Origin of the sequence: Salinivibrio sp. ES.052, assembly GCF_900141775.1 — a bacterium.
Taxonomy (GTDB): Bacteria; Pseudomonadota; Gammaproteobacteria; order Enterobacterales; family Vibrionaceae; genus Salinivibrio.
On sequence record NZ_FSRI01000003.1, the window covers coordinates 167,861 to 180,452 of the forward strand.

The 12,592-nt window shown below is 48.1% G+C and carries 10 protein-coding genes; 5 read left to right on the plus strand and 5 right to left on the minus strand.

Features of this window, described 5'->3' with window-relative positions; all coding sequences use genetic code 11:
• Positions 1–51 precede the first annotated feature (51 nt).
• From BUQ98_RS13710 to ppiC, 4 genes are all read right to left on the minus strand, one after another.
• On the minus strand, positions 52–2,211 hold the full coding sequence (locus tag BUQ98_RS13710) for a S9 family peptidase (RefSeq protein WP_083605301.1): 2,160 nt from the start codon (positions 2,209–2,211) through the stop codon (positions 52–54).
• Between the two features lie 178 nt (positions 2,212–2,389).
• A complete protein-coding gene (locus tag BUQ98_RS13715) occupies positions 2,390–3,766 on the minus strand; it encodes an alpha-amylase family protein (RefSeq protein WP_083605341.1) in 1,377 nt (458 codons plus the stop codon).
• 225 nt (positions 3,767–3,991) lie between these two features.
• Positions 3,992–5,155 (minus strand): GGDEF domain-containing protein, encoded by a 1,164-nt coding sequence (locus BUQ98_RS13720; protein WP_074214367.1) that lies wholly within the window; start codon positions 5,153–5,155, stop codon positions 3,992–3,994.
• A gap of 157 nt (positions 5,156–5,312) precedes the next feature.
• Positions 5,313–5,594: a peptidylprolyl isomerase PpiC gene (gene ppiC, locus BUQ98_RS13725; RefSeq protein ID WP_046075958.1), complete on the minus strand. Its 282-nt coding sequence runs from the start codon at positions 5,592–5,594 to the stop codon at positions 5,313–5,315.
• A 556-nt stretch (positions 5,595–6,150) separates the two neighbouring features.
• On the opposite strand from ppiC, the gene dctP reads away from it, so the two are divergent.
• From dctP to BUQ98_RS13745, 4 genes are read left to right on the plus strand one after another with little or no spacing between them, the layout of a single operon-like run.
• A complete protein-coding gene (dctP, locus tag BUQ98_RS13730) occupies positions 6,151–7,176 on the plus strand; it encodes a TRAP transporter substrate-binding protein (RefSeq protein WP_217693647.1) in 1,026 nt (341 codons plus the stop codon).
• A 56-nt stretch (positions 7,177–7,232) separates the two neighbouring features.
• Positions 7,233–7,808 carry a TRAP transporter small permease gene (locus BUQ98_RS13735; protein WP_074214369.1) on the plus strand — a complete coding sequence of 192 codons (576 nt, stop codon included), beginning with the start codon at positions 7,233–7,235 and terminating at the stop codon, positions 7,806–7,808.
• Between the two features lie 12 nt (positions 7,809–7,820).
• The gene (locus BUQ98_RS13740) at positions 7,821–9,104 is read left to right on the plus strand and encodes a TRAP transporter large permease (protein WP_074214370.1); all 1,284 of its coding nucleotides are present in this window, start codon (positions 7,821–7,823) and stop codon (positions 9,102–9,104) included.
• 21 nt (positions 9,105–9,125) lie between these two features.
• A complete protein-coding gene (locus BUQ98_RS13745; protein WP_074214371.1) occupies positions 9,126–9,566 on the plus strand; it encodes a universal stress protein in 441 nt (146 codons plus the stop codon).
• A gap of 96 nt (positions 9,567–9,662) precedes the next feature.
• Here BUQ98_RS13745 and nhaD read toward each other — a convergent pair whose 3' ends face one another.
• On the minus strand, positions 9,663–11,093 hold the full coding sequence (nhaD, locus tag BUQ98_RS13750; RefSeq protein WP_074214372.1) for a sodium:proton antiporter NhaD: 1,431 nt from the start codon (positions 11,091–11,093) through the stop codon (positions 9,663–9,665).
• A gap of 508 nt (positions 11,094–11,601) precedes the next feature.
• Between nhaD and BUQ98_RS13755 the strand changes: the two genes are divergently transcribed.
• Positions 11,602–12,570, plus strand: a complete 969-nt coding sequence (locus tag BUQ98_RS13755; protein ID WP_074214373.1) for an ABC transporter substrate binding protein — start codon at positions 11,602–11,604, stop codon at positions 12,568–12,570.
• Positions 12,571–12,592: the final 22 nt, after the last annotated feature.

A 12,592-nucleotide genomic window follows, 5' to 3' on the forward strand; every position in this document is an offset into this window, starting at 1 on the left:
AAAAAAAGCGCCGATAGCGGCGCTTTTCACGTTTAAGGGGTTACCCTTTGATTACTTTGCCTGCTTGTCGAGCAAGTCGAAGAAGAAGGCATATTCTAATGCATCTTCTTTAATCCGCTTAAAGCGCCCCGATGCGCCGCCGTGGCCGGCTTCCATGTCGGTTTTAAACACCAACGTATGGTTGTCGGTTTTGAGCTCACGCAGTTTCGCGACCCATTTCATCGGCTCAAAGTACTGCACTTGTGAATCATGCAGCCCCGTGGTGACCAGCAAGTTGGGGTAATCTTGCGCGCTAACATTGTCGTACGGCGAATAGCTGAGCATGTATTCATAGTAGGTTTTGTCGTTGGGGTTGCCCCACTCGTCATACTCGTTGGTGGTGAGCGGAATCGACTCATCCAACATGGTGGTGACAATATCGACAAACGGCACATGCGCGGCCACCCCTAAATACAGCTCTGGCGCTTGGTTGATGATCGCGCCCATTAATAAGCCACCTGCAGAGCCGCCGACGGCAAACACCTTGTCTTTATCGCCATAGCCTTGCGCAGTCAGCGCTTTAGTCACATCAATAAAGTCGTTAAAGGTATTCTTTTTGGTAAGCTTTTTACCATCGTCATACCAAGGGCGACCTAGCATTTCAGAGCCACGAATATGGGCAATCGCAAAGACAAAACCGCGATCCAGCAGGCTTAAACGCGTGGTGGAGAACGTGGGCTCCATGGTGGCGCCGTAAGAGCCATAGCCGTATTGATAAAGCGGATTAGTGCCGTCTTTTTTGAAGCGGTCTTTACGATACACCAAAGACACAGGCACCTGCGCACCATCACGCGCGGTGATCATCACACGCTCTGACTGGTAGTTGTCCGGATTAAACTCACCCAGCACTTGGTTTTGTTTGAGCATTTCACGCTCACCCGACGCCAAATCAAACTCGTAGTAGGTACCCGGTGTGGTCAAGCTGGTGTAATACACACGCACAGCGGTATTATCCATTTCTGCGTTGCCCGTCAGATAAGCCGCATAAGCCGAATCATCAAACTGCAACGGATACTCATCACCGTTGGTCAGGTTTCGCACCGTGGTACGCGGCAAGCCATTTTCGCGCTGCTCGTACACCAGATGGTTGTCGAACAGGGTAAAATCAACCAGCTGTACGTTCTCTTTCGGGGCAATCACATCTTGCCATTGGCTGCGATCGTCACGCTCACTTTGGTGTACCTTCATCAAGCGGAAGTTGACCGCTTGGTAGTTGGTATAGATGTAATACCACTCACCACGCTTGGCCACGTCATATTCAATACCGGTTTCCCGCGGATAAAACGCTTGGGCGGTCGCATTCGGATCATTGGCGTCCACCAATGAGACGCCACTAGTTTCGGTGCTGGCGTGCCAAATAAAGATTTGCTCACCGTCTTTGCTTTTGCTTAAACCGGTGTAATAGGTGGTATCCGTTTCTTCGTAAATTAAATCATCATCGGATTGCGGGGTGCCCAAACGATGGCGGTAAACCTGATACCCCAGCAGGGTTTGTGGGTCTTTTTTGATGTAGTAAAACGCTTGGTTGTCGTTCTGCCACACAATGCTGCTCGACGCGCCTTCAATCTCATCACCCAGATACTCACCGGTGGTGAGGTCTTTTATTTTGATGCTATAAACGCGGCGGCTGAGGGTATCTTCGCCGTAGGCCAATAAGTTCTCACTCGGGCTCACACTCAGTTGGCCAATGCTGTAAAACTCATGTCCTTTCGCGAGTGCGTTGACATCCAAAATCACCGTTTTGTCGGTACCCGCAAAGTCTTTCGCGCGCACATAGGTGCGATATTCGTCATCACCTTCTACTTCGCTGGAATAGAAGTAATTGCCCTTTTTCACCGGGACGGAGGTATCGTCTTTGACCATGCGCCCTTTGATTTCATCAAATAGCTTGGCTTGCATTGGCTCAGTATGGGCCAGCATTTGCTCGGCATAGGCATTTTCTTGATTAAGATGAGCAATCACATCTGAGTCTTGGCGTGCATCATCGCGCATCCAATAATAGTCATCTATGCGCGTATCGCCGTGAATGGTCATTTCATGAGGGATTTTTTTCGCGACAGGCGCACTCAGTTCGCCTGGGCTGGAAGCTTTCACGTGTGACTCTCCTTGAAAACTGCACCCTGAGAGCAAGGACACTGCCAATGCTCCGGTGAGTAAAATGTGTCGGGACATACTTTTCCTTCAGGTTTATTTAGCCATAACAGTAATTTAACAAACAAGCATCTCTTTACTGACCTGAGGGCTCCAAGCAAGTTCCAATAAACAATGTTCTTTTTATCGTCCGCAAAGTGACTCACATTCTAATGCGTCCTGAGTGCAAACATCATTGTATTTAGCGTTAAACAGCAAATTATCGCGTTTTAGCCACTTTGGGGTTAATCGCCGGCACGAGCATCATTGCCGATTGGGCGGCGACATCAATACGTTGTCCACTCGAAACCGTGACGCCCGTTAGCAGATCAGTCCAATCATTTTCCAGCGTCACTGAGAGTGATTGCGGATTGGGGGATTTATTTAACACCAATATTCCTGCCTCGCCCCGTTGAATTACCAGCCAATCATCGGTCGCTTCCAAGACGCTCATGGGCTCACCATGGGTTAAATTATGAAAGGCAATCATTTGCACCATCTTTGGATCCTTCCACGCGTTTCGCCAGCGCGGTTGGCCATCTCTCCCTTTGATACCGCTGGTATCAAGATCGGTATAAATCAGGGGAACGCCACCATCACGCCCCAAGATATACGCGTAAGCAAGCCATTCACTGGCTTCATCCATCACCAAATCTAAAAAAACCTCGTTGTTGGGAATGTCATGGGTAATGGCAAAGGTGATTGCACGCCCTTTCGATAAGGCTTGGCCGAAGCAATAAGGGTCAATCAAGGATTTGAGGCTGCCTTGGCTGGATAAAGCGTGGTAAAGCGTTGAGAAAAGGGGAAAGTCGTAGGCACCTAAACTCGTCTGTTGTAAATAGGGAGCCAGAAAGAGTTCATACTCTGCTTTGCTTGCGCCACCGTCTGTGATGATTTCGCCAAAAATATGCGCATCATGGGTGATATCATCGTTCCATACGCGCTTGAGGTGCTCTAATGTCATGTGCTTCGCTGCATCAATACGGAAACCTTTCACGCCAATGGCTTTTAACGCCTTAAGATAGGCACGTTGCTGCTCTATCACATGATCACACACCCGCAGTGTCGGTAACCCCGGATCGCTAGGCCCGCCGCTAATACGCCCGTTTTGTACTTGCCACCTATTTTTCCAATCTTGTATGCCAAATGCGTCGACGAAGTCTTGCTCAGTAAAGAGTGGCTCGGATAAATCACCAAACAAGGTCAGTTCGCGATAGTGGTCTTCGTGCGTGTGATAAGCCGCCCTCACCGCTTGGCTGGGATAATCCAAGTCGCTGCGAACATGCGCTTCATTGGCCATATGGTTGAAAACCACATCAACATAAACAAGGACACCGACACGGTTTAAGGCTTCAACCATCGCTTTAAAATCCGTGGTGTTACCGAGTGCATTTTCAATCACGCGATAGTCTTGAGGCTGATATCGAAGCCACCAGCGTTGGTCTTGCTCGCTTTTCATCGGGGGAGATACGAGCACCGAGCCATACCCTAACGCCCTGATCTCCGCGGCACGTTGGGCAACATCCGCATACTTCCAATCAAAAGCATGTAAGATAACATTTGCTGCCGTTGAGTGGGTATCTTGTAAGCCGTTCATATCTATCTTCTCATCGCGTTTAGGCATCGACCGTGATCCCGATGTGGGTGGGCTAATTCAATAGTCAAAATTATAAACGCTATACACGCGCCGCCCTCCTCCCTTTACCGCTTGTGTGAGGATGATAAGCAAGGCGTAGTCAGTATCTAGCTGAGGATTAAGAACCCCCTCGTTGGCCTGTATACCGGATGTCATCGCAGTTAAAGGCGAAATGGGTTTGGCTCTTCAAGCCGGCTCGCAACCGACTTTGGTCAAAGAATAGAACTTGGAGGTGTACACTTTAAAGGTGTTTTTCCCTTCATGCTTGGCACAATAAAGGGCATCATCCGCTTGCGCCAATAAGCTGTCAATATCGAGCGCCTCGGAAGTCGTCGTCACCCCAATGCTAGCAGATAGGGTCATTTCAAGTACTGAGCTGCTACGTTGAACAGCATGCAGTAATTCTACCGATAATTGCTGCGCAGTAGCACTGTCACAGTCAGGCACCACGACCGCAAACTCTTCTCCGCCTAAGCGTCCGACAGTCCCCTTTTCATCAATGACTTGTTCGAAAACCTCGGCGCAATGGATCAGTACCTTATCACCGACCGAGTGCCCGAATGAGTCATTAATCGCTTTAAAGTCATCCAGATCAATCATCAACACACTGATTGGAAAAGCGGCGGTATCAACACGTCGTTTCGCTCTTGCCAAAAAGGCGCGGCGATTAAACAGCCCCGTTAAGCTATCTCGAGTCGCTTCGCGGTGGAGTTTCTCGTGCACGCGCTCCAGCTTATAAAGAAAGATAATCAGGGTATTGATCACGCTATAGGCGATGCCCGACAAAATCAGCCCTGCTTGTAATAGAGAGGTGCCCAACAGTTGCGTAAATAGATCAGGATAGAAATGTGCAAATGTCGCCCTGCCTACATAGGCAACACTGAATCCACCCATCACCATGATGAGCCAACGCTTTAAACGCTGGCCCCCTATGTTTGTACTACTCACGATGGTTTGTGTCATCAGCCCTAACTGCATACTGACGATCAAGCTCGCGTAAACCACACGACTCCCGATATCATCAAGGTATGACGACATCGATACAACAGACAGAATAACAGGTAGCACCAACTGCCAACGCGGTACGTCGCGCGCAAAAATTTGCCCCAACGCCCAGTGGCTAAAAGCAAATGCCACCATCACACAGGCATTGTAAAAAACGATCCCTAAATAAGGATGAAGGTGAGGACGGGCAAACAAGAATAGGTTGCTAAAGCCATGAATAAAAAGCGAGAGTGCCCATCCGTTAATCCCTGGTTCTTTGCGATTTTGTACTAATAGAAAACCCGCTAGCAGCCATTGGATTGCAGTCAGAGTAATGAGCAGTGTCGGTGCATCGAGTTTAAACATCAGAGATACGTTAATTAGGGCGTGCTTTAACTTTACCACTTAATCCGTGGCCGTTTACCGGCAATCAATGTGCGCGGCTTCAATTTCTGGCGGTTAATCTTTATGACAGTTTCAGCGTCCTCGCACCGATGCTATCCATAGATCGTGAGCGATAGGATTAGTTGCGATACAAGACTTTGATAATGTGCCAGCCGAATTTGGTTTTTATCGGCCCAAGCGGGCGCAATAACTCACCACTGAATACGGCTTTATCGAAAGGCGGTGCCATGTCACCGCGACGAAATTCGCCTAAATCCCCGCCTCGCTTACCCGAGGGGCATTGCGAGTACTTCTTCGCGAGCGTTTGGAAGTTTGCCCCTTTTTTAAGCTGATCAAGCAAAGAGGTTGCTTGCGACTTATCGTTCACCAGTATGTGAAGGGCTGCTGCTTTCTTGGCCATCAAGGTATCTCGTGTCATAAAAAGCCGCTAATTATAACGGATTTGAGCACAATATAGAGGGAAAGAAGCCGTTTCTCGAAAACAATTGAACAAAAAAGAGAGGAAAACCAGCACAAAATGGTTAGAGTTGAAATCATTAAACGACAAAACCCAGCTGGCATATGTCATTTTCATGCCAGTTCTATCTAATTTCCTCCACAGTCCCAACAACGCTACCCAACCACAAAGCGCCAGCCGCATAACACCGATAAGGCGCTGATTTGATCGTTTTTTGTTTGCATCACTCCGCTGGATGATGAGCACTGCTACGGGCTAAAACCCCCTAAAATAAGATCTCAGTCACACTGCTGACACGTTGCGATTCATCCGACTTTAATAATTACACCTCTGATGGTTAAGCTGTTTATATTATCTGTCATTTGTTCAAAAACATTGGCAGATGCTTTTACGGGTATAGGAGAGACCGGCACTCGCTGCCAGCTCACTTAATGGGAAACAGATCTCAATCACACTCTCGTTAACCACGAATGAAAGCTAATCCACATATCGGAGGGACATGATGTCCATTTACAGCCATCTTAAGCAATTGACTGCAATTTCATGCGTTGCCGCCGCGCTGAGCTTCTCAGCGTTCGCAAACGCCGATACCTGGCGTTATGCCCACGAGGAATATGAAGGTGACGTGCAAGATGTTTATGCACACAAATTTAAGGAGTACATTGAGGATAACTCTGAGCACTCACTACAAATTTATCGCTTTGGCGAACTCGGTGAGTCTGATGACATCATGGAGCAAACCCAAGCAGGTATTCTCCAGTTTGTTAACCAATCCCCTGGCTTTACTGGCTCTCTCATCCCTGAAGCACAAATCTTCTTTATCCCTTACCTCATGCCAACGGAGATGGACACAGTGGTGGAGTTCTTCCGCCAGAGTAAAGCCGTGAATGAAAACTTCCCTGAGTTGTACGAAGAGCAAGGCTTAGAACTGCTTAAAATGTATCCAGAAGGCGAGATGGTCCTGACAGCCGACGAGCCTGTCACTGAGCCTGCTGATCTTGCAGGGAAGAAAATTCGTGTGATGACTAACCCACTGCTGTCATCAACGTATGAAGCCTTTGGTGCGACGCCAACGCCATTGCCATGGGGTGAAGTATACGGCGCACTGCAAACCAATATGATTCAAGGTCAAGAAAACCCGATTTTCTGGATTGAGTCAGGTGGCTTGTATGAAGTATCACCGAATCTTATCTTTACTCATCACGGTTGGTTCACCACAGCATCGATGGCCAATAAAGACTTCTTTGATGGCCTATCGTCAGACGAACAAGCGATGATCCATGATGCGGCTGACTATGCGTTTAACGAGACGGTTCAGCACATCCGTGGTCTGGCAGAGAAGTCTCTCGATAAGATCCAGTCTGCCAGCGATGACGTGACCGTAACGCGCTTAACCGATGCACAAATCGAGAAGTTTAAAGCGCGCGCTCCGCAGGTCGAGGAAACCTTCTATGAAATGACCGGTGAAAGCGGTAAAGCGCTTCTTAACCAGTTTAAGAAAGACTTAGAAGCCGTTACTAACTAGTTGTCAGTCGTTCAGGCACCGCCCCTCGCGGTGCCTGTTTATTTGAGGAATGCGTAATGACCGATTCCGATTCTCTCGCGTACCACTCCGAGTTACCCGGCCTTCTTGGCAAACTGGATACCCTGATTTGTAAAATCGAATCCTTCATGCTGGCTGCTGGTGTGCTGCTCATGGCCTTAAATACCTGTGTCAACGTCATTGCGCGTTTTGGCTTTGGTCAAGGGCTGTTCTTTTCCGGTGAAATCAACCGCATCTTGATTGTCTTGATCACTTTTGCGGGGATCGGCTATGCCGCTCGGCACGGCCGCCATATACGAATGTCTGCACTGTATGACACGCTACCTTTCAAAGGCAGAAAAATCCTAATGACCACAATCGCGCTAGTCACAGGCCTGATTATGCTGGTATTAGCGTATTTTTCCTATCAGTACATTTCCTCTGTGTACGACCGTGGTCGTATTTTACCCGCGTTGGGCTTTGAGATTTGGTGGATCTACATCTGGGTACCGCTTGGATTTATTATTACAGGCATTCAGTACGGATTAACTGTCTACAAAAATCTCACCTCGCCTGATGTATATCTCTCCGCTGGCGTGCTAGACGGTTACGCTGAGACTGAAAGTGAAGTTTAAATAGGCACCACTATGGCCACGACTTTAATGCTCATCATGATTGTCTTGCTTGTGCTCGGCTTTCCGATGATGATCCCACTGACAGCTGCCGCCTTAACCGGTTTTTATATGATGTTTGGCGGCGTCGGTCAAATGGACACCTTTATTCAGCAAGTGCTAGGCGGCATTCGGCCTGCTTCGTTAATTGCTGTTCCTATGTTTATTCTCGCCGCCGATATCATGACGCGAGGACAATCAGCCAATCGCTTGATTGATATGGTCATGACGTTTATCGGTCATATCCGTGGCGGCTTGGCGATCAGTACCGCAACCTCTTGTACCTTATTTGGTGCGGTATCCGGCTCGACCCAAGCAACCGTGGTTGCAGTAGGCTCAGCCTTACGCCCTAAATTGCTTAGAGCCGGCTACAGTGATTCGTTTTCTCTTGCTTTGATCATCAATGCCAGTGATATCGCCTTTTTGATCCCACCCAGCATCGGAATGATTATTTATGGCGTGATCTCGGAAACATCAATCGCTGAGCTGTTTATCGCCGGGATTGGTCCGGGACTCATGATCCTCACCTTTTTCTCCCTTTATTGTTTGTATTACGCCACAGTAAATAAGGTCCCGACAGAGCCTAAAGCAAGTTGGAGCGAACGTCTCACGGCGACGCGAAAAGCATTGTGGCCACTGATGTTCCCACTGATCATTGTTGGCGGGATTTATGGCGGTGTCTTCAGCCCTACTGAAGCAGCTGCAGTTTGTGTGCTTTACGCCATGATTCTAGAATTTGGTGTTTTCCGGTCCTTGAGCCGCAAAGATGTGTTCACCATTGCACGCTCTACGGGCCTTATCACGGCGGTGGTCTTTATTCTTGTCGGTGTTGGCAATGGATTTTCTTGGATTATCTCGTTTGCCCAGATACCGCAAACGATTCTAGAAGCCGTTGGTATTAGCGAAATGGGTCCAATGGGAGTGTTAGCGTCAATCTCTATCGCCTTTTTCGTTGCTTGTATGTTTGTTGACCCTATCGTCGTGATTTTGGTGTTAACCCCCATATTTGCGCCTGCGATAGAAGCGACTAGTCTTGATCCTGTCCATGTCGGGATTGTGATCACCTTGCAAGTGGCAATTGGCTCAGCAACACCTCCATTTGGCTGTGATATTTTCACTGCCATTGCGATTTTCAAAAAACCCTATTGGGAAGTTATCCGCGGAACAGGGCCATTTATCGCGATGCTGCTTTTGTCAGCCGCGTTGCTGGTGATGTTCCCGCAAATTGCGTTATTCCTGCGTGATGTCGCGTTTGGGTAACTAAACAACAGGAGTGCTTGGATGTTTAAACGAATACTCGTTGCCGTCGATGGCTCATATTCGGCCTTAAATGCGTTGGATAAGGCCCTTGAGTTACAAAAACTGACCGATTCAGAACTTTACTTACTATGTGTTTTTAAGCACCACAGTTTGTTTGAAGCATCGCTTTCCATGGTGCGCCCTGATCGGTTACAGATCCCAGATCAAACACTGAGTGAATATGCGCGCAATATTGTTGAGCAGGCCAAACAACATGCGCTTGAAAATGGCGGTGAGGGTGTCCGCGGTTTTGTTAAAGGCGGCCGTCCGTCCAAAACCATCATCAAATTCGCGAAAAGCAAAGAGGTCGATCTGATTGTAATGGGGGCACATGGCACCCACTCAGATAAAGATGGCATGTTTCTTGGCAGTGTCTCGCATCGCGTAGCCGGGCGTGCACATTGTCCAACCATGGTGGTTTAAGGGCGCTGAGGCTTGTCATCAAAAAATCACGTAAAAACGACAATAAAAAAACGCCGGTATCAAAAAATACCGGCGTTTTTTATATCACTAGAAAGCTTATTGAATATGGAAATAATGGCTATTTAACACTAAATGTACACCTATTGATGCGGCATACCCTAGCATAATAACTGGTGCCCATTTTAGGTGACCAAAGAAGGTATATTTGCCGTGCGCTTGTCCCATTAGCGCCACACCAGCTGCTGAGCCCAACGACAACAAGCTACCACCGACACCTGCTGTTAGCGTGACCAACAACCAGTTACCATGCGACATCTCAGGGCTCATGGTTAAAACAGCAAACATCACCGGAATGTTATCCACCACCGCCGAAAGTACACCAACAAGCGTATTCGCCCAAATCGGATCCCATTGCAGATACATCACGTTTGAGACCATGCCGAGATAGCCAATCAAACTCAAGCCGCCGACACACATCACCACACCGTAAAAGAACAATAATGTGTCCCACTCCGCGTGAGAGATGCGTCGGAAGACATCAAACGGCACCACTGACCCCAATCGTCTTAGGGCGGCTTCATCATTCTTGGCTTCAGCAATGGCCCGTTTACGTGCCAGTGAACGAGGGAGCGTTCGACGCAAATAAAAGCCGAAAAATTGAAGGTACGCTAACCCCATCATCATCCCCATCACGGGGGGGAAATGAATCAAGCCATGGAAGGCGACTGCCGTGGTAATGGTCAGTAGAAATAGCACCATAATACGGCGAGCACCGCGTTTTAACTCGACATGTTCCTGCATTACATCGGGCTGTGTACGAGGAATAAATAGCGACATAATAAAGGCTGGGATGACGTAATTCACCACAGAGGGGATAAACAAGGCACCAAACTCCGCAAACGCGACTTTGCCCGCCTGCCACACCATCAAGGTGGTAATATCACCGAAGGGGCTAAAAGCACCACCGGCATTTGCCGCGACAACAATGTTGATGCAAGCCAGGTTAATGAATCGAGGGTTATCACCACCTATTTTGAGCACAATCGTACACATCAGTAGCGCCGTGGTGAGGTTATCGGCAATAGGCGAAATAAAGAACGATAAGATCCCCGTTATCCAGAATAAGGTACGTAGATCATACCCCTTGCTTAAGATCCACGCTTTCAATCCATCAAACAGGCGCCGCTCTTCCATCGCTGAGATATAGGTCATCGCCACCAGCAAGAAAAGCAACAACTCTGCATATTCAAGTAGATTATGTTCTAGCGCTGCCTGTGCGGGAGCCATATTCCCCCATTGGGAGTAGGCATAGCCAATCAGCAACCAGATCAACCCAGCCGCTAATAACACAGGTTTCGATTTTCTTAAATGGAGCTTTTCTTCTAGCATCACCAAGCTGTACGCAACAGCAAAGATGGCTAGAGAGGCATACCCAACCCAAGACTGTGAGAGATCCAGTCCTTGTCCTGTTGTAGCGGCAAAAGCCGATGGCGATACTACCGCCAACGCCGCAACCAAACGCTTCATCCTTGAGCCTCCAAGTTTTCGTTTCTCAATATTGATATGACAATGTAAATATAAAAATCGACCTTATCTTGGTCGTTCTACCAAAGACCCATCTGGAACAGAGATAAATTCGTACTGACCCTGGGTAGTGACGTATTTCTCACCATCAAAATACTGTTTAAAAAGGGTGCCCTGTGGCGTTTATTCGGTTTAACCATGGTTTATTTTGCACCGTTAGCCCACCGCAGCACAAAAGCAAACATAATATTAACAAATATGGCGTTAACGTCTATTACTAAGCGTGATAAAACCGTAAAAAAGAGGTGACACGGATTAGTGTCAAGATTAATAATATCAACTTACTAGTCGATAAACGCTGTCATAGTCAGCAAAAATCGACTAGATTTAGATAAAAAGTGAATGATTTTAGTCATCACGGTTAAAAACACAAAAAATAACACTGACACAACATTGCAACAGCATCATCGCTATCCCGCTTGGATGCATTAGTTAGAAGAAGGGAGTCACCATGAAAACACCAAAACTCGCTGCCATTGCATGTACCGCCATACTGGCGCTGAGTACCTCTATATCAGCGATGGCCGATACAGCGACTGTCGCCGTGTCACAAATTGTTGAACATCCTGCACTTGATGCGGTGCGTAATGGTCTTGCTGATGGACTAAAAGCCAAAGGGTATACTCAAGGCGAAAATCTAGACTTTAAATATCAAACAGCACAGGGCAACCCTGCCATCGCTGTACAAATTGCTCGACAATATGTGGGTGAGCAGCCGGATGTCTTAGTCGGTATCGCAACCCCCTCCGCTCAAGCGCTTGCCGCCGCCACTCGCAGCATTCCTGTTATTTTTACTGCAGTCACCGATCCTATCGGCGCTAAGCTGGTTAAGGATATGAAAGCCCCTGTTGGAAACGTAACAGGCTTATCTGATCTCTCACCTGTTTCTCAGCACGTAGCACTCGCGAAAGAGCTCTTGCCAAATATCACCTCTATCGGTGTTGTTTATAATCCGGGTGAAGCAAATGCCGTAACCTTAGTAGAGCTACTCAAAGAGGCGGCGAAGCAACATGGTATCAAAGTGATTGAAGGCACGGCGCTAAAAAGTGCCGACGTGCAGTCTGCAGCGCAAGTCGTCGCCACCCAATCAGATGTTATTTATGCGCCTACTGATAATACAGTAGCCAGTGCGATCGATGGCTTGGTCGCTGCCGCAAACTCAGCAGACACGCCGGTGATAGGTGGATCTCCCTCCTACATCCCTAATGGCGCAGTGGTCGCACTTGGCTTTGATTATTACTCGGTGGGCGTGCAAACAGCAGACTATGTTGCCGCCGTGCTAGAAGGTAAACCTGTGTCGTCGTTGCCCGCAAAAGTGGCGGAAGGATCAGATCTTGCGGTCAATCGCGCCGCGGCCAAAAAACTCGGCCTTGAAGTGCCTGCGTCTATCTTAGATCGCGCCTCGCGCATCGTAGACTAGTTCGTTATCAGTCCTGGAGTAG

What these genes read in the sequence shown, in the direction of transcription:
- BUQ98_RS13710 (WP_083605301.1), bottom strand. Translation starts at nt 2,211, where the DNA reads ATGTCCCGACACATTTTACTCACCGGAGCATTGGCAGTGTCCTTGCTC.
- BUQ98_RS13715 (WP_083605341.1), bottom strand. Translation starts at nt 3,766, where the DNA reads ATGAACGGCTTACAAGATACCCACTCAACGGCAGCAAATGTTATCTTA.
- BUQ98_RS13720 (WP_074214367.1), bottom strand. Translation starts at nt 5,155, where the DNA reads ATGTTTAAACTCGATGCACCGACACTGCTCATTACTCTGACTGCAATC.
- ppiC (WP_046075958.1), bottom strand. Translation starts at nt 5,594, where the DNA reads ATGGCCAAGAAAGCAGCAGCCCTTCACATACTGGTGAACGATAAGTCG.
- dctP (WP_217693647.1), top strand. Translation starts at nt 6,151, where the DNA reads ATGATGTCCATTTACAGCCATCTTAAGCAATTGACTGCAATTTCATGC.
- BUQ98_RS13735 (WP_074214369.1), top strand. Translation starts at nt 7,233, where the DNA reads ATGACCGATTCCGATTCTCTCGCGTACCACTCCGAGTTACCCGGCCTT.
- BUQ98_RS13740 (WP_074214370.1), top strand. Translation starts at nt 7,821, where the DNA reads ATGGCCACGACTTTAATGCTCATCATGATTGTCTTGCTTGTGCTCGGC.
- BUQ98_RS13745 (WP_074214371.1), top strand. Translation starts at nt 9,126, where the DNA reads ATGTTTAAACGAATACTCGTTGCCGTCGATGGCTCATATTCGGCCTTA.
- nhaD (WP_074214372.1), bottom strand. Translation starts at nt 11,093, where the DNA reads ATGAAGCGTTTGGTTGCGGCGTTGGCGGTAGTATCGCCATCGGCTTTT.
- BUQ98_RS13755 (WP_074214373.1), top strand. Translation starts at nt 11,602, where the DNA reads ATGAAAACACCAAAACTCGCTGCCATTGCATGTACCGCCATACTGGCG.